This is a genomic window from Chryseolinea soli, assembly GCF_003589925.1.
Lineage (GTDB): Bacteria > Bacteroidota > Bacteroidia > Cytophagales > Cyclobacteriaceae > Chryseolinea > Chryseolinea soli.
In genome coordinates this window covers 5,879,271-5,898,165 of sequence record NZ_CP032382.1, presented here as the reverse complement: position 1 = coordinate 5,898,165, position 18,895 = coordinate 5,879,271, and the positions used below count along the sequence as shown (strand labels likewise).

Genomic DNA, 18,895 nt, shown 5'->3' with positions numbered 1-18,895 from the left:
ACTTCACTTGAATAGTTAAATCAAAATATATGTAAAATAATAAGACGGCTCCTCGCATCTATCGTTGATCAAAAGGCTTATGCCCGCTCAAACTGAATGTTACGTCAAAGCGGAAACAAACCCGTCCACCATATGTATCCAAACACTTCTTTATGAGTGCCTGGCCATTTTTTTGGCCTAAGTAAAGATACAATTTAATGTCATTCAATACTGAGAATCCATGTGTCGCGGAAAGAATAGCGCGACATCTGTCTGTATTTGTCACGCAGTTGACGCGCTTCTTCTATTGTCGCGGCATGGTTCATGTGAACGATATAATACTGTCGCCCCGGGTGATAGGCCACATCTGCCGGGTAATCTGAGCGCTTCAGATTACGGGCATAGCGCTTCGCATTTTCGACCGAACGGAACGCTCCCACGACCACATAATGTCCTGGAGGTAGTCCATTTCCGGAAAGTGATTTTACCGATCCCTGCTTTTCTTCGTCCGAATGGGTTGGCATGACCGTAGCAGGCAGTATAGCGGACGCCGGTTCAGGCGGTTTGATCACCGGTTCGTCTTGCCGGGTCGCTGCTGAAGCTGTCGATTGCCCGGTGAGTGTAGCGCTTTCACTTTTCTCTTGCTGTGCTACATCTTCATTGGGGAGGTCTGCAACCGATGCCGTGTCGGCAACAGCCTGTGGTCGCTGGAGTGGCGTTTTTGCTTTTGTCTGCGACTTGCCCAACTTCTTTTTCCCGAGTCGCACGACCAATTGTATTTCGTGCGTGCCATTCCCCAGTGCGTTCACCTGGCTCGCTGCAAACTCGTACGCATAGCCCAATTTCAATTTGTCTTTGATGTTGAATCCTGCAAAGGCGGAAGCGCCGTAGCGCTGCCGGTATGATCCGCCAAACCATACGATGTTATCCATTCGTAAAACTCCCAAGCCTTCGAACTGGGATGGCGTATTTTCATAGGTGCGATACGTCACCATGGGTTCCCATACGATCCGTTCGCCGATCGGTATCGCGTAACTCACCGACGACAGCGTAGTGCGCACTTGCTTAAAGCCCACTTTATTGAAGTCCTGGTCGGAGGCAACATACGTATTGAAAAGACGGGGTATGGCAAAAGCGATCTTCAGGTTCTTGTGTTGGTAATGCATTCCAAACTGCCCTTCGAACGACGATGTCGTACCGACCACCGGTTCGTTGACGAAACTATTGTCGCCATGGATAGACACGCTGGTTGCACCAGCCGATAATCCAAAAGCTAGTTTGTGATCGTCGCTCACGCTGTTGCCCAGGTATACCTGGTATGCAAAAGTCGCCAGGCCCGTGGTTGTTTTTAATGCGCCGGCCTTGTCCTGGTATCCCGTGAACGCTATACCCGTCTTATGGTTCAAGGCCAAATGGAGGCTTACCGTCCCGGTGACGGGTGCACCCTCAATGCCAGTCCATTGATTCCTGTAGTTCAAATAAAGTTCGCTATACCCGTTGGGCGCCACAAACGATGGATTGTAGAGGAACGGATTAAGAAAGTAGTGGCTATACACCAGGTTCTGTTGCGCCTGTAGCGGACCGGTTATCATCCATGCCGTACAGAAGAGTAGAATTCTAAATGAAATTTTCATTTGAGTCGGGCGATGGTTACGCTGCCAGCTTGTTTTTTATTGTCAGGATACCGGATAATATAGAAGTAGGCACCATCCGGAAGCGGCTTGCCGTTTGAGGTTCCATCCCAGGGAGTAGCGTACCCAAGAGAAGAATATACTTTCTGTCCTTGCCGGTTATAGATCACCATCTCACATCCATCCAGCAAATAAGCGTTTTCAATATTCCATGCTTCCGTGCTGATATCACCGTGGTTATCCGGTGAAAAGAGCCTGGGAATTTTTAAAGCAACCCCTTCAGTACTTTCAAAGTTGGCCTGAACCACCATATCGTTGCTCACGGTTACGGTTTGTGAAGTAGCGGTGCCTGCAATATCGCCGCTCCAGCCAATAAAATTATATCCGGCCGCTGCTAGGGCTTCTATGATTACTGTGGTGCCTGATGGATATTCACCTGCTCCTGTTACAGAGCCACCTGCTGCCGGCACAACGGTAGCGGTAATCGTGACTTCAGCAATGCTGAAGTTTGCCGTAACATTTTTGTTACTGTTCATGGTTACCGTAGTCGACGCAGAAGTTCCTGTTACATCGCCACTCCAACCTGTAAAAGTATAGCCCGCGGCAGGCGTTGCCGTGAGTGCCGCTACACTACCGGCATCATACGTTCCCGCGCCACTTACACTCCCACCCTCTGACGGCGATGCTGTTGTGGCCAGCGTATATTTCGTTGTGCTGGATTGTATCTGAAAATTTGCTGTGACCGTTTTGTCGCCACTCATCGTTATGGTTGTGGAAGAAGCACTTCCTGTTGCATCACCACTCCAACCTATAAAAGTATAACCAGCCGCAGGCGTTGCTGTGAGTGCCGTTACACTACCGGCATCATACGTTCCCGCGCCACTGATATTACCACCCGCAGACGGTGAGGCAATTGTAGCCAGCGTATATTTCGTTGCGCTGGATTGTGCCTGAAAATTTGCTGTGACGGTCTTGTTGCCGCTCATCGTTATGGTCACCGAAGAAGCATTTCCTGTTGCATCACCACTCCAGCCAATAAAAGTATATCCTGTTGCAGGGGTCGCTGTGAGCAACGCTGCACTACCGGCATCATAGGATCCGGCTCCGCTCACGGCACCTCCCCCCGCGGGTGATGCGGTAGTGGCAAGGGTATATTTAATTACCTGGAAATTTGCCGTCACCGACTTGCTGCTGTTCATCGTTACCGTCGTAGACGAAGCTGCTCCCGATGCATCGCCACTCCAGCCTGTAAAGGCATATCCGGCTGCAGGCGTTGCCGTTATTGTCGGTGTGCTACCTGCTGCATACGGTCCAGCCCCGCTCACGGTACCACCTGCAGCGGGCGATGCCGTCGTGACAAGTGTATAATTCGTTGCCAGGAAGTTTGCCGTGACAGACTTGTTTTTGGTCATGTCTACGGCAACGGAAGCAGAAGTTCCGGTGGCGTCACCACTCCAACCCGTAAAAGTGTATCCGACCGCAGGTGTAGCGGTTGGTGTTGCTGTACTTCCGGCGGTATACGATCCTGCCCCTGTCACCGTACCGCCGGCAGATGGCAATGCCGTTGTCGTAAGGGTATATTTAGGTGCTTCTCCGGCAATAAGACCTCTTCCTACACTACTCATGTATACCCGGCCATATACATTCATGTCGCCCATTACAAAATTTCCGTTTCCCGGTCCACCCCATTCATGGGCATCGTCGTTTATTCTTATCCAGTGAGCTCCCTGATCAATCGAGCGGAACAACCCCCTCACTCCTCCTATCGTACCCCATATATAGATCGTTGGATAAGTCGCAGCGGGAGCCAGTTTCCCGAATCCTACTGCCGCACAATAGGTAACATTAGGGACCGTTGTCCATGAAGTTCCATTGCTCGTGGTGTATTTTAATCCACTCCCGTTTAAAGCTACCCACACATGTCCTTCCTTACCAGGAACAGCCCTTGCCACACTCGAACCCCATTGACCTGGATTAGATGCTGAAGCCGAAAAACTTACGCCTTTATTTGTGCTTACCAGTAGCTGTCCCGTACTAGGATTATAAAGATAAAATTTGCTTGTATTAACGAGGTCCGCAATCGGAAAGGCGTCTTTAGCATCCGTGACTCCCGTACTTGTCCATGTTCCTCCATTGTCTGTTGAGTAATACGTCGTGCTTCCACCACTAGGACAATGAAGGATCGTATTCCCATCCGCGGATAAAGCTACTTTCCCATACGTGCCATTCGTGGAAGGCGATTGCGTCCAGGTTGCTCCCTGGTTGGTGGAGTAATATACTTTATCGGCAACTCTAACAACTTTGTTGGTATTGTTCGCGGCATACGTTACACCTGAATTACAAACCACCGTGGGAGTAATATTCTTGGCCGGATAAGTATAAATATCAGAATATACTGCTCCGTATACGTCTCCTACCGCTGAGATAAAATTACCACCGGGAATGCTTGTGGCATCCAGCACTACGGTTTCTTCAATACCCTTTACATCAAATTTCCAGGTCGTGTTTGCCGCGTTTATATTGTCGCAGGTAAATATCCCATTCCCTGAAATAACCCTTACCCTCGCCGTATTCAATGGATCAAAGTCAAGGGAGCCAGCCCAGTGTATACTTGAACCGACTATCCATCCCAAGCCATTGGTGTCCATGGTACTCGTGCTGGATAATTTTAATGTCCATGTATTTCCGCCATCGGTGGATAAATAAATAAAATCTCCATAGGCGGTACCGAATTGGTTATTGCCGTATGCATTCGTGGTTGATGCGACAATCCTGTTGGAATTTGCCGGATCCACGCTTACCCCGCTGTATGCCTTTCCTGTCGATGGTGTGATGTTTGTCGCCGTCGATGTACTTGTATTAAATTTCCATACTTGTCCGTCGTTCGAAGGTTCGTTCAGTTCAGTCTTCCAATGTCCATGTGGACCTGAACCATTTGCATACGTGATGTATAACATATTTCCGGAAAGCGCGGCTCTGTGCGGCATGTAGGTTGTAGGCAGTGCACTGGACAGGGCTGAAAAAGTATTACCGCCATCGGTACTTCTATAAATATTCGTGCTTGCGTATTGGGAAACTCCTATATAAATGGTTTGTGTAATGCCTCCCGAGACATTACCAGGATCGAATAAGACGAAACAAATTCCATTGTCGTTGGGAGTGGCCGTGACTCCATCCCAGGCCAATGTCCACGTTGCACCGGCATTTGTGCTTTTCCATAATCCGTTTCTCCTGGTTCCGCAAAATAATATGTTACTATTGTTCGGATCCACAGCAAGCCGTTCGCCATTTGCTCTTCCGATACCATTGCCGTGTGCTTTAAAACTGGCGGTTACATCGGTAATAGAAAAAGTATTGCCCTTGTCGGAAGATCGTAATATGGCAGTCTTTCCTCCGTTGAAATAGTCGGTACCGGCTAACACATATACCTTGTTAGGATCTTGTGGATCTAAAGCAATCGCCTCAACGCCCTGGTAGGTAACTTCGTCCTCCGAACACCAGTCGAGCAAAGGAACCCATTTAGAATTTGTGGCATTCCATCGGTAAGCCCCACCGACATCCGTACGGCAGTAAACATCTCCGGATGTCTTATGGCTTATGATACCGGATACGAAACCGCCGCCCCCCAGCGATACGTTGCTCCAGGTATAGGTCTCCGTTTGAGATCGTCCCTCTATCGGAGGAATGAAGAAAAGAAAAGTTACAAAGAGGGTCTTAAAGATCGTGGTGATCCAAAAGACCCGTCTGCTGTGCTGCGCACCGGTTATCCCTGTTTTCATCCGCGAAAGTAAATTGTTCGCGCGTACATGTGGGGGTTCCAAAAATCCCGGATTAGGTCATAAAAAGTCTACCACAAGGCGAACCGTAAGGCCTACAACGATTGCATAAAAATATATTCTGACGAATACGCGGACGGCACAGGAATCTGCGCTACAAAGGAGGGGTACTTCGCATCAACAATATCTTGACCGACACAAGAGCACGTTACTTTTGCTGCGCGTCAAGAAGCAATAGGAGTCGACGAATGGTGTAGGGGTCGAGCTACCGTGTGGGTCAACGATTTCAAAAACCACCTCAGGCAAGTCAGCGGCTACGCCATCGGCGGGTCAAACATCAGGATGGGCCGGAGCAGAAAGTAGATCTTGAACCCAGTATTACCTCACAAGATTCTTAAACGCTGATCCGAAAATTAAATAATTCGTATTGCCAGCGATGGTACCTTCGTTTTGTCCCCAGAGGAATGGCCAGTCGTCGTAGTTCTCAAAGTGGTCGGGTTTTCTGAATAAAATACCGGGTGCTACGTTGCCGGGAATAAAAGAGAAGTCAGCCCGGTTATTGCCATAGAAGACTGCTTTAGGACGCGTCGCACCAACTGTGGCTACGAGTGAATAATTGTGATAGGGATGACAACCAAATAGCCAGTTCGTTGCCTTGAACGCTTCACCCGGGGCAACAACGTCTGGAAAATACTGGCTTGCAAAACAGATCGTGGTACCGAAATTTAAAATTGCGCCACTGCCAGCCCAGTTGCCCAGCACAATCGGTACGCCATAGGGATTTTCCTTTTCTAATCCTTTTATGTAATCCGCATACTTGACAACGTAGGGACGAAGCTTTTCTTTGAAGGCTGCATCCATATGTGGGACGGCATTCAGCGCCGTCAGCAGTGTGGAATTAACGTTGCGATCAAGCGCTGGCCATAAGAGCTCCTGAAATTTATCGAGGTACTGTTTTTCGCCGGTCGCCCTATAGAGTTGAAGATTGGTGCCAACATTAGCCGACGCTCCCCAAGGCGAATTGTCTTCTGGCTTCGCCGCGAGAAGGTCGGTTGCTTCTTTCAGAAGTCTCTTTGACTGCACTAATGCTCTGGCAGAAAGATCATCATTATAGCCCTTCAAAGCCCTACTCGCCGCAGCAAACATGGTAGCGGCGTAAAGATCAAGTCGAGGGTTGCGACTCGTGAATGCCCACATGTCATCTTTGACTCCGCTCGACCTTCCGTCTTTTGCTCTTTCGTAAGGACCAAGGTCCGGGTTATAAGGAAGTCCATCGGTTAATGAAGCTGCGTCTCCCAGGTGGTGATAATTGTCGAGCACAGCGTTTGAAAGCGTTTGCGTCATGTGGCCAACAATCTCTGCCTGCGCTACAAGGTTCAATGTTCCGTGCTCGATAAACTGCAATACATCGGGTGTTCCATCAGGTCGATGAAGGTCGACATAGCGTTGCTTCTGATCAACAAACGTTTGATCCCGTAGTGGCTTAAAATACTCCCACGTTTGAACGAAGTTTTGTACTACACTAATATTCGCGCCTGTTTCAATATCAAAATCTCCTGCATCGAAAAATCCACCGACGTTTAGTCCCGGGATCGGTTCGAGGGCTTTATACTTCGTATCCGTTGTCGGTCCCTGAGCATGCAGATCGAAATGATCTGTGTTTGGCGGGGCCTGGAGATAGCCTTCCTTGAAAGGTTCTCCATGCCACACCCTGTACGCCTCATTTACAAACATGTGATTCATGTGAATCGGAATCCATATGTCGCTCGTGGCGTCCGTGATCTTATCATACACGTTATTTTCAATCAGGAAGTCGTTCGTTTTGAAATTGCCATATTGGATGTAATATATACCTGGGGTAGTGACGGAGGTGAAATCAAATTTCACATAGTGATATTTATAGTAATCGCCCCATGAAATTATCTTCCCGCTGAACACCTCGCTGGCACCGCCGTCGTTGCCTATTCTGTATAGTGAGGCTGTGGCCAGTGGCTTGTCTTTCTTGTCAAGTTCAATAACGGCGACTTTCTGTTGTTTGGGGATGTAACCGACTTGGGAGAAACCTATGTTTGGCTCTCTCACCCACCCTTTGATGGCGTTTGGCTCAACCGTCCAGGTCAACACTTTTCCTGTTTTTCCTGAAGGGAGAATACTACGAACAACAAACCAACCATTTTGGGCCAACACGCGTCCATCGAAGAGCATCAGGTCGGCATCCTGCGAAGTGATTTTCACAAGGCGTGAAGGCTCATCGGGTGCCAGAACAAACGTACGACCTTTTTCCAGCGGAAGTGGATCAATGAATTTACCGGTACCCCTGTCGTCGTATGTTTTGTAACCTTTAAATTGTTTTGGCTTTTCGTTGTTCGGTCTTGCCACACTGTTACCCACCACGTAACGTGGGAATCGATTATAACGTCCGTCTGCCAGATAAGCTTTGCCCCAATACTGTGAAGGGAGAAATTCGAGATTAAAGCCTGCACTTCCCTCAAGTTCTTTAGGAATGGGTTTGTCCAGGTAGACCGATATTTCAAAACCACTACCCTTCGCTGTAACCATCACGCGCGAATCGAAATCGTAATCTTTATAACGCAATGTGCTCTCTATACTTTTCGACGCCCGGTCCACCTTTCTGGTGGGTATTTCCGGAACCAGATCCCACTGTTCAGGCGTGTTGGAGAGCCTCACCGCACCACCTTGGGCAGTCCTCACGCCGTGATGGATTAATTCAATACCCGCATTCTTCTCGTCGTTAAATCCCCCTGTAAAAAGGTTATTGTAAACGAGGACGTTAACGCCTTGCGTTTCAAAATATTCGAGATCATTAAGCTTTAATTCCTGTGCGTAGGCGTGACTTAACAAAAAAAGCAGGACCGTTAACGAAATTATTGATTTTAAGCGCTTGAAAAAAAACTCTCTTTCTATCATTGGAATAAGTTTATGCGTGTTGTTTATTAATCTATTGGCTTCAAACAAATTTTTTGATGCTCTTATAAACGTGGTTATAATGCTGATTATTGAATTCATAATAGTATGCGCCTTTCCTGGATGAACCTCTCTCCTTTTCATTCAGCTTATTCAGCACTCCAAGCGACCGCATTTTCTTTATGAAATTGCGCCGATCAAACGGCATTTCGTAGATGGCCTCATACAGACTTTGCAATCGCGGCAACGTGAATTTTGGAGGAAGGAGTTCAAAACCAATAGGATCACAGGCTACCTTTTCGCGTAGTCGTTCCTGAGCTTTCAATAGCAATTTTTGGTGATCGAAAATAAGCTCCGGACTTTCCGAGAGCGGAAACCACTTCGCTTCGTGTTCAAGCTGAAGTTGTTTGTTGTAGTCTGTAATATTGATCAGTGCAAAGTAAGCAATAGAGATCACCCTGCCTGCCGGATCGCGATCTACATCGCCAAATGCGCAGAGCTGTTCCATGTAGATGCCTTTCATTCCGGTCAGTTGGTGTAGAACTCTGTTCGCTGCTTCATCAGTCCCCTCATCTTCACGGACAAAACCTCCCATCAACGACCATTTTCCTTTTTCAGGTTCAAAACCTCTTTTGATCAATAGCGCTTTCAACTGCGTTCCGTCGAAACCGAATATGATACAGTCAACGGCCACGAGAATTCTGTAATGGTTATGGTAGCTGCTTAGGTCCATCCGCTTCCTTTTACAATTCACTATAGCAACACAAAAAAGGACGTGAGCCATTCAGCTAAATGCACCCACGATCCTTTTCGCCCAAACAAAGTCGCTTTTCTATTCAGTTCCACTTTCATTGATCAACCCTTAGGCATGCTTAAACAAAACTAATCCTCTTATTGCTTCGCGGTCTTTGCAACAAGGAACCCATTAACATCAAGCCAGTGCATGAAGGCGTCGAACCATTTGTTACTGGTCCGATTTGGATTGCCCAGACCGAAGCCGTGGCCGCCATTCTGGTAAAGATGAAACTCGACAGGCCTGCCTGCTTTAAACCACGACTCAATCACGCCGAACTGGCCGCGAAATAGAAAATCATCCGAGGCGATCACGTTAAACATTGGCGGAGCGTTCTTCGGTACCTCAACCGGTCCCATGCCGCCATATATTGGGCCAATAAAGTCGAGTTGCACGACTTTTGAGTTCAGTGTGGTGTGCATCGTGAGACCGGCACCGGCGGAGAAGCCAATCATTCCCAGTCGACTGGTATCGACGCCCCATTCCTTTGCCCGGTTGACAATCATCGTATAAGCAGCTTCTGCATCCGCGAGTTGGTTGGACAGATCCATGCGAGGTGGACCTGCAGGAGGAGGTGTATCCTTCTTACCATCCGCGGGAGGTGTTGCTGCGGCGAAAGTTCTATTCATGGACTCCTTGAAACCATCGAGTGACTCCGGCGTGGGAAAGAGACGATATTTAAGTACAAAGGCAGCGATGCCCTGATCGGCAAGCGCTTGAGCAACTTCCCATCCTTCGTTACCCATAGACAACCAGCGGAAACCTCCGCCTGGCGCCACGATTACTGCTGCGCCATTGGCTTTACCGGGTTTAGGCAAGAATGGTGTAAGGGTCGCCTTTGAAATATTCCGTGCCATTGGATCGCCCCACTGCCTGAACCAGGTTTCAGCAGAAGGTTGTGCTTCGACACCGCCAGTGCCGAGAGGGATTGCATTCGGTTCCGCAGGCGTTGCGAGTGGATAGATTGTTCCGTCTTGTGCTGTTGCCAAGGTCACCTCAAAGAGTAACGTGGCGAGCATGAAGATTTTTGTCAGTTTGGTCAAAGATTTCAGCATCGTAGCTTTGTTTTATAAGTGGTTATCGTTGTATTGATCATGAGTCATCTTGCTTCAAGTATTGGTCGATGAGTCCCATTGCGAGAAACTCAACCGCTCCAGTCCCTAGCCTAATTCAATGTTTTTGACGAGACAACGCTAATAGCATTGCACTATCCCGCTCGGCATATCTAAACCACATCAACGGCGCCTGATTAGATGTGACGATCCATTTGCGTTTATTGTCAATTTTTATCTCCCCGATCGCCTTGGCATCCGTCATCACACAAAAGCCACTTTGATAGGGAGGAATAATTTGAAACGTTCCATCACCATTGCCCAAAGCATACACCCCGATACCGGCATCGAGATAACCCGACAAAGTTTCCTCTGCAAACGAATTTCCGACTGCAAGAAAATCGAGATAAGGATCGTCGTTGAGGTGGCAGACGGTGATGCTATTCATGGGACTAACCTGAATACTTAGGGGCAGGGCATGCAGTGAAAACTTTCCCTTACCTTGGTTTTCCAAGTACGAGGACTCAAAACATGTCGCGCGCTTCACGATCATGTCCTGTTCGCCCAAGTATTTAAGTATTTCACTCATCTCCGTCTTTCCGTATTTCGAATAAGACCGGAGCATGCGACGCAATCCCGGGATCTGTTCGGTCATCGTTTCACGATAGTGTACCGGATATTCCTTTCCTTGTATATAGCGTGAAATGAATGGGTCCATTGAACCATTTGCATCAAAGTCTTTTGCGTATATGGATACGGGTTCCTGCTCGCTTGCGCGGAGCACTGAATTTTTGCCAAGATTACCTAAGATGTAATCGGGATCTCCATCGTTATCGAAATCACCTTCTGCTATGCTGCTCCACCACCCCGTCTTAAGTTCTGTAACTTTTTTAAAGACCCCCTTGTCATTGCCAAATACGGTCACAGGCATCCACTCACCAACGACGATCAGATCCTGCCATCCATCATTATCAAAATCAGTGAACAATGCGTCGGTCACCATACCCACCGAATCCAGCCCGCTCCCTATGCTCCTGGTCACATCCTCAAATTTTCCTTGACCATTATTTCGCATGAGATAACTCCTCGGCGTGGAGGGATATGAGACTGGCACGACACGCCCTCCAACAAACAAGTCAAGGTCGCCATCATGATCTACGTCTGCCGCCGTCACACAACTTCCACTACTTTCTATTTTTGGCAAAGCGTCTTTATCCAACTGGAACTTGCCTTTTCCATTATTCTTGTATAGCCTGTCCTGATACTTGGATGCATCTTTACCGAACTCGCTGCTCCCGCTCACACAATACAAATCCAGATCACCATCCTTGTCTGCATCAAATAGTAGGATACCAACATCTTCTGACGCTTTCACGGCAAGCGAATCGACATGAAACTTCCCATCGGCCTCCTGTTGATAGATCATGGCGCTATGATGAGCGGTACCACCCACGATAAAATCATCCAGGCCGTCACCGCTAATATCTCCCACGGCAAGTTGTGGACCTTGTTGAGAGAATTTGTGGGGTAACGTAGCCTGCCCAAATTTGTAGTCTGCGTAAGCCTCTTCAGGCATCACCGTGGCGATCGCAGATTCTTCTTTTTCCAACCACGTTGAATTAGGCTTCGGACGTTGATACGTCAATCCAGCTTGATCGTGGGAGGCCGTAATACGTGTATTGGCGCTTACATTTCGCATGACCTGCATTTGCCCTCTCGGCCACACGACGATAACGGAGTCAACTTTTTTCGATCCTAACCCAAAGTGCATTACGGGATCGACGCTGGAGAGATAACCCCGTTGCAACTGTTGTTCACCGTAACTGAGTTGTCCATCCCCATACACCCAGATCCGGGTGCCAATTCCCTGAAGATTTCCCTGGGGCCCCTTCAATTGTAGTTGCAAGAATTTTGCGTCAACCCGGGTATTGTCGGCAATCGTGTTCTGGTATAACCGGGCCACTCCGTTAAGGTTATTGAGTATCAGATCAAGGTCTCCATCATTGTCAAAGTCCGAGTAAGCTGCCCCATTGGAATACGTGGGGTCGGAAAGACCCCAGAAGTCTCCCACACTTTCAAATTGAAAGTCACCTTTGTTCCGGAATAGAAAATCAGGTTTAAATACGCCACCAAGTTCCTTAAGGGCTTTCGCCGCATTTTTCACCTTTAAAGAATCTGTCCCAAACATGGTTACATCCTGATTATACGTTACAAAGTCGAGGTCCGTAATATCTTTCAGATAGCCATTGGAGATAAAAATGTCGCGAAGGCCATCATTGTCAAAATCGGCGATAAGCGGTGACCAACTCCAATCGGTGGCATAAATTCCACTTTGATACCCGATATCACTAAAGGTGTTATTTCCATTATTGCGCTGGAGTACATTTCGAATATACTGAGGGCGATAATTCAACTTCAAACTCTTCATAAAGCGCTCATAACCCATCCAGGAGAACATCGTCTTTTGCCTGAGGTTATCGTCGGGCATCATGTCTACCACCACCAAGTCATTCAGCGCGTCATTGTTGAGGTCGGCCATATCCGTACCCATTCCGTTAAACTCCTGGTGATTCATCCAGGTTGAAATTTCGTTTCTGAACGTTCCATCTTGTTGATTCACGTATAATTGATCGGATGAGAGAAAATCATTTGCACAATAGATGTCGGGCCAACCGTCCTGATTAAAATCGTTTACGATGACTCCAAGGCCCCACCCCTCTTCAAGAATACCTGCCTTCGCCGATACATCGGTAAAGTGAACGGTTCCGTCTTCAAGCGTATCTTGCCGGCACAGTTTATCAACACTTTTGCCACTTCCATCGGTGCGCTGGCCAATGGGTGAATTACGATGGTAAGACTCCAGGGAATTCGTCAGCAGGAACATATCCAGATCGCTGTCCAGATCGTAATCAAAAAACACCGCTTGCGTTGAATAGCTTGAATCAGCAAGTCCAAGCGGCGCAGCCAGATCTTTAAACTGGGGAATCCCTTTTTCATCCAATCCTTGGTTGACAAAAAAGATATTGGGCACTTTTTTGTCCTTGTTTGGATGAACCGTGGAAACATAAATATCCAGTAGCCCGTCCTGGTTAATATCAACAATGGAGACGCCTGTACACCAAAGGCTTGTCTTGACGCCAGCAGCATCGGATACATCCTCGAAAGTCAAATTGCCCTTATTCAGATAAAGGGCAGAACTATTGATGTTCCCGGCAAAGAAGATATCTGCGCGGCCATCGTTGTTAAAATCTGCCACACCTAAACCTGCACCATTATACAGGTATTCGAACTTCAGGGCATTCAACGTATCATTCTCCCGTAACACATTTGAAAAGTGTATACCTGAATCATCCGGTTCGACCAATTGAAATAGTTTACGATCTTGTCCGCATCCATTGAATAGAAATAAAACGGCGACAACCGTGGTAAGTGCGAATATTTTCATTTATGAGGACATGTTTGTCAAAAAAGTAATCCCGGAATTGAAACATTCCGGGATTATCAAATTAGATGGGGTCTATCTTAAATTAATTCGTGTATCCAGGGTTTTGAGATGCTGATGTGAATTTGGGGTTAGTGTTGAATTCGTCTTGAGGAATGGGGAGGAGCTCATATTTATTTGCTTGAAAATAGCTAATAGGGTCTGGTCCCTTGATCTTTCCATTTGCTCTCCAACGAAGAATATCAATATTTCTGATCTCCTCTCCAGCGAACTCTACGAATCTTTCGTGCTGAATAGCCTTAAGGATCTCATCTTTGTTCGTCACCGGAAATCCGGCATTATCCATAGTGGCTGTGCCATAATTCGGCATGCTCACGCTGGCACGGTTTCTAATCTGGTTAAGGTAGCCGATAGCACCTGCTGATGTGCCGAGTTCGTTCTCGCACTCCGCGAGCAACATCAACACATCGGCATATCTCCAGAGTCTGTAGTTAATACCATCGTTTACATTGAAGCCGCCTGGGTCAGCCTTATACATGATGGAGTACTTTTTCCATCTGACCTTCAATTGATTTCCCTCGTAAAGAGTCGTATTGTCACCCGCAATGTTAATGGTGGTCTTGCCATCACCGCCACTGGTTACCAACGTCCTGGATCCACCGGCATACGTATCTCCCGGGAACCAGAAAGAGTCCGTGAGTCTGGGATCATCATCTTCATATTCGGCGATCAGTTTGTCTGATGGAATCAGGTTTGCCCACCCGACTGCAGAATATTCCTGGGAACGAACCCAACTGTCATTTGTCGTGCCGTTACCTGATGCATCCCAGCCGTAGCCTGTATCCAAAAATCCAACTTCAAAGACCGACTCGCTGTTATACTCCGTTTCGTCCTTGAAATTGTCGAAGTAATTGGTAACAAGGCTATAAATACCGAGGTTCTTTACAGCCTCCAGAGCGGTTTTTGCTGCTGTGTAGTCGCCTTTGCAAAGATTAATTTTTCCGGCTAAGGTTAGTGCTGCACCTTTCGATGCACGTCCCAAGTCAGCAGTGGCGTAAGTCGCGGGCAAAACAGCACTTGCTGCATTTGCGTCTGCGAGGGCAAAATCGAATGTTTCAGCTTGCGTTGACCTTGGCAAGGCATCACCGAAATTCGCTGCAGGATGGTCATAAAGCGGAACGCCACCCCACAAAGCACCCAACGTATAATAAGCAAAGCCTCTCAAAAACTTGGCCTCGCCAATATACCTGTCTAATAAAGGTTGGTCGCCTGCCGACACTTTTAGCAACCCGCCATTTGTGATCACAGCATTAGCCCGGTGCACGATGGTGAACAGACCTTTATAGACATCCGTCATTACCGAATTTGTATAGGTGTGAGATCCATTCAGCAACTGCGCTCTTGGAACTTCCAATTGTCCGCCACCAGCTTTCATTTCATCTGATCTGAGATCATGAACAAAGAAGTATTCTCTTCCTACCATTTGGTTGCCTTGCAACACCGCATATATCGCATTCACAGAAGTCCCGACCTGATCTAATGATTTATAGAAAACATCGTTCGTGATCTGATTCGGATTTTTGGTGTCCAACAATTTCTCATTGCATGAAATGACAATCGTCGACACTAAAACAATGGTTAATATTAAAACCTTTTTCATATTCATATGGATTAAAATCCTAATTGTACACCACCTATGAACGTTCTCGGCTGCGGGAACTGTCCATAATCAATACCATTGACTAAGAAGCGGTTATTGTCACCAAAATTGTTGATGTTTCGGTTACCCACTTCAGGATCGTATCCTTTGTACTTCGTTACCGTCACCAAATTCTGAGCGGTGACGTAAATCCTGAATCTCTTGATCGCTCCGTTCGTGAAACCTAAAAGCGAAGCAGGTAAGGTGTAACCAAGGTTCAGATTCTTGATACGAAGGTATGAACCGTCCTCCAGGAATCGATCGCTTGGTCTGGCGTTTGAATTTGGATCACCGCTTACGGCTCTTGGAATATTTGTGTTGGTATTAGAAGGCGTCCAGGCATTCATTACTTCAGTACCCGAATTGAACAACCTTTGCATACCCTCGGTTATTACTCTGGTACCGTTATAGATTTTGTTGCCATGAACACCTTGAATAAACATCGTCAAATCAAAGCCTTTGAACGTAGCGGACAGGTTTAATCCGTACGTAAACTTCGGCAGAAAGCTTCCCATGTCCTTCATTTTGCCTGTAAACCGGATATCTCCAGGCCGGGTGTATTTGCCCGAGTTAGCCGGATCTCTCCACGTGGCAAGATCTACGGTGCCATCGGCCATTATCGGGAGGACCAGGTTGTCTTGTGTGGGTTTGCCTTCCCCGTTGACAATCTCTCCCTCATTTTGGAATATGCCATTCGTTTCAGAAAGGTAAAAATGCTGGATGCTGGATCCTGCGATCGTTCGGGTAATGTTACCTGCTCCATAATCCTGGCTACCTCCGGCGAAGAATGCTTGATTCGCAGTATAGAGTGCTTGTATCTCATTTTTAATGATAGAAACATTTCCGGAAGCATTAAAGGTGAAATCCTTCGCCACCTTGTTGTAACCGAGTGTTAATTCAACTCCCGAATTTTTCATTTTTGCGGCGTTCAAGTCTGTAGGAACCAGAATGCCCGTCGAAATCGGAGGTGAGGTGCCCAAAATCAGGTGATCCGTATCCTTTATGAAATACTCGGCTGTAAACGTGAATTGATTATTGAACATTCCCAGATCAAGCCCGATGTTTTTCATCGTCGAGATTTCCCATCCATAATTAGGATTCGGGAGTTTGTCATAGTATGATCCCTGTTGGAGAACATTATTAAACGGATAAAACGTATTGGTGTAGATCGGGGAAACATAACTGTATGCCGAGTTAGGTTTAGCTCCAACCTTGCCATAACTTGCTCTCAATTTAAGATCGCTGACTTGGGGGATGCCTTGCATGAAACCTTCTTCGCTCAGCTTCCAACCCACAGATGCTCCAGGGAAGTTGCCCCATTTATGATCGGGCGCAAATCCTGAAAAACCATCCCGGCGCATGGAAACACTCAGCAGATATTTTCCTTTGAAATCATAATTCACACGACCCAGGAAGGAAAGCAAATACATTTCCCAGCTTTGATTATCGACCGTCAGGTTCGTTCCTCCGGTCAAATTATTGATGTCATTTGTCGCTAGTTTTCCACTGGTATTCAGGTAATTGTTCTTCTCATCCTGTCTCTCGGCAACGACAACCGCATTTATACCATGGGCACCGAATGTTTTATCATACGTCAACTGGTTGGAGTAATAGAGAGAATAATAGCTGTTCCTATTGTCTGTCAAATTGTGCGTAGTTCTGCCCTGATACCCGCCGTCGCTGAAAATTGGATCATTTTGTAAAGCGCGGTCTTGCGAGGAATTCACACCGAACGTGAACTTGTATTTAAGTGCATCGGTGATCTTAAACTGCAGGAATGTATTACTCAGGATGTAAAGATTATGATTCTTTCTTAGATCCATCTGTGCCAACCGAACAGGGTTTTCCGGGTCGGAACCGTCAGCCGATGTAGTTCCATTATAACCACCCGGATTATTCGGATTGTGGACCGTGATATAGGGAACGGAGCGGAGCATGTGCATCACCATCGTTCTTCCACCACTCTCCAACTGATTTTGATTGTTGCTTTGCGTAACCTGTAAGTTCTCGCCAATCGTGAATCGGTTGCTGATCTTTGTCTCCACGCTAAGTCTTCCATTGTATCTGTCAAAAGAAGTTCCCAGCATGATGCCGTCTTGTTTGAACCTCCCGAACGATAAGTACATCTTCGTCTTTTCGGTTGACCCTGAAACAGAAGCCTGAACTTGCGAAATAGGCGCCGCACGGAACATCTCATTTTGCCAATCGGTGTTCGTTTGCGCAAATGTTTGGGTTGTTCCTGCATAAATTGGCTGATCCATACTGGAGAATCGTGAAGGCGGGTTGCCTCCTGCGCCCGTTGCCAGCGCCGTGCCATAAGCAAGGTATTGATCGCGATTTAGCAGATCCAATTTCTTCCAGGCGCTTTGCGTTCCCGTGTAGGCTTCAATATCTACATGGACTTTCTGATCCTTCGATCCGCTCTTGGTGGTAATAATAACGACACCATTCGCCGCACGTGATCCATAGACTGCCGTTGCAGCCGCATCCTTTAAGATTTCAACCGACTCAATATCCTTTGTATCCACACTATTCAGGTTGAAGTTTGGCGCGGGAAAACCATCCACAACGTAGAGAGGATCCGCATTTTGCGTGATCGAACCAATTCCGCGTATCCGGACGATTGCGCTGGTACCAGGACCTCCGTTATTGGTAACCATAACGCCTGGAACCCGTCCTTGCAATGCCGCAGAAACGCTGGGAACAGGCAATGCTGAGATTTCTTTCGAATTGACGGAAGAAATCGCCCCCGTCACCGAAGACTTCGTCTGCGTACCATAACCCACCACAACAATTTCCGTCAGCGTAGACACGTCTGGTACCAGGGAAACGTTTATTGCGGTCCGGTCCCCTACGGCGATCTCCTGCGTAACATATCCAATAAAGCTGAAGATCAGTGTGGCATTGCCACTGGCCAGGGTAATGCGGTACTTACCGTCGGCGTCGGTGGTCGCTCCGTTCGTTGTGCCCTTTACCACGACATTTACTCCAGGAATGGGAGCGTTTGTGTCGTCAAGTACCTGTCCTGATACACTCAATTCCTGAAATACCAAGGAGGACTTTGCTTCAACTGTGTTTACGTTAACATGACACAGTATAACTACCGCGGATAAAAGCGGCAAGAGCTTAAACTTTAGCCTTAGCAGTCGCCTGAGGCTTGAAAAATTCGAGTAGATTTCACTCATAACTTTCTTTTGGGTTGATTAAGAATAGGTTTCGTTGAAACGCTCATCCAATAACTGTTACTGCATGAGTTTGAACCGGGAAGTACGATCCCGGTTCAGTGCTACATGGATCTTCCTTCTGGCTTTTTAAGGTTTAGGGTTTTAAATTTTTTCACGTTATATGCGTGACTGGGAATGTTGCAAGCTTGAACGCATGGATCAGGTTTTCAAGATTCACCGCACACGTTTGCTAAAGTCCGATTTGAGCCCCACTCATACGTATCAAAAAATGAACATTCGCTTGAAACTTTGAAACGGAGCCGGTTTTTGAGCGATAATTGCGAGGAATTGACAGATTAAGGAATCTGATCTCAGCATAGGCGCATTTATCCAAGAAAGCGAATGCGTGGACCTGCCTTAAAAAATATGAATTG

The 18,895-nt window shown here is 47.2% G+C and carries 8 protein-coding genes; all 8 read right to left on the bottom strand.

Going from position 1 to position 18,895, the window contains the following annotated elements:
* Positions 1–200: 200 nt before the first annotated feature.
* Entirely contained in the window at positions 201–1,613 is a 1,413-nt protein-coding gene (locus tag D4L85_RS24740; protein WP_119756827.1) for a PorP/SprF family type IX secretion system membrane protein, read from the bottom strand.
* The gene (locus tag D4L85_RS24735) at positions 1,610–5,389 is read right to left on the bottom strand and encodes an InlB B-repeat-containing protein (protein WP_119756826.1); all 3,780 of its coding nucleotides are present in this window, start codon (positions 5,387–5,389) and stop codon (positions 1,610–1,612) included. Before D4L85_RS24735 ends, D4L85_RS24740 begins: the two co-directional genes overlap by 4 nt.
* Positions 5,390–5,764: 375 nt before the next feature.
* On the bottom strand, positions 5,765–8,314 hold the full coding sequence (locus D4L85_RS24730) for a cellulase N-terminal Ig-like domain-containing protein (protein ID WP_119758933.1): 2,550 nt from the start codon (positions 8,312–8,314) through the stop codon (positions 5,765–5,767).
* A gap of 40 nt (positions 8,315–8,354) precedes the next feature.
* The gene (locus D4L85_RS24725) at positions 8,355–8,963 is read right to left on the bottom strand and encodes an NUDIX hydrolase (protein WP_236849088.1); all 609 of its coding nucleotides are present in this window, start codon (positions 8,961–8,963) and stop codon (positions 8,355–8,357) included.
* Positions 8,964–9,202: 239 nt separating this feature from the next.
* Positions 9,203–10,123 carry an alpha/beta hydrolase gene (locus D4L85_RS24720; protein WP_228450960.1) on the bottom strand — a complete coding sequence of 307 codons (921 nt, stop codon included), beginning with the start codon at positions 10,121–10,123 and terminating at the stop codon, positions 9,203–9,205.
* Between the two features lie 151 nt (positions 10,124–10,274).
* Positions 10,275–13,601 (bottom strand): VCBS repeat-containing protein, encoded by a 3,327-nt coding sequence (locus D4L85_RS24715; RefSeq protein WP_119756823.1) that lies wholly within the window; start codon positions 13,599–13,601, stop codon positions 10,275–10,277.
* An 82-nt stretch (positions 13,602–13,683) separates the two neighbouring features.
* Entirely contained in the window at positions 13,684–15,258 is a 1,575-nt protein-coding gene (locus tag D4L85_RS24710; protein WP_119758932.1) for a RagB/SusD family nutrient uptake outer membrane protein, read from the bottom strand.
* Between the two features lie 11 nt (positions 15,259–15,269).
* The gene (locus D4L85_RS24705; protein WP_119756822.1) at positions 15,270–18,482 is read right to left on the bottom strand and encodes a SusC/RagA family TonB-linked outer membrane protein; all 3,213 of its coding nucleotides are present in this window, start codon (positions 18,480–18,482) and stop codon (positions 15,270–15,272) included.
* Between the last annotated feature and the right edge of the window lie 413 nt (positions 18,483–18,895).

Excerpts from the sequence above, each read along its gene's own strand:
- D4L85_RS24740 (WP_119756827.1), bottom strand. The coding sequence starts at position 1,613 with ATGAAAATTTCATTTAGAATTCTACTCTTCTGTACGGCATGGATGATA.
- D4L85_RS24735 (WP_119756826.1), bottom strand. The coding sequence starts at position 5,389 with ATGAAAACAGGGATAACCGGTGCGCAGCACAGCAGACGGGTCTTTTGG.
- D4L85_RS24730 (WP_119758933.1), bottom strand. The coding sequence starts at position 8,314 with ATGATAGAAAGAGAGTTTTTTTTCAAGCGCTTAAAATCAATAATTTCG.
- D4L85_RS24720 (WP_228450960.1), bottom strand. The coding sequence starts at position 10,123 with ATGCTCGCCACGTTACTCTTTGAGGTGACCTTGGCAACAGCACAAGAC.
- D4L85_RS24715 (WP_119756823.1), bottom strand. The coding sequence starts at position 13,601 with ATGAAAATATTCGCACTTACCACGGTTGTCGCCGTTTTATTTCTATTC.
- D4L85_RS24710 (WP_119758932.1), bottom strand. The coding sequence starts at position 15,258 with ATGAAAAAGGTTTTAATATTAACCATTGTTTTAGTGTCGACGATTGTC.
- D4L85_RS24705 (WP_119756822.1), bottom strand. The coding sequence starts at position 18,482 with ATGAGTGAAATCTACTCGAATTTTTCAAGCCTCAGGCGACTGCTAAGG.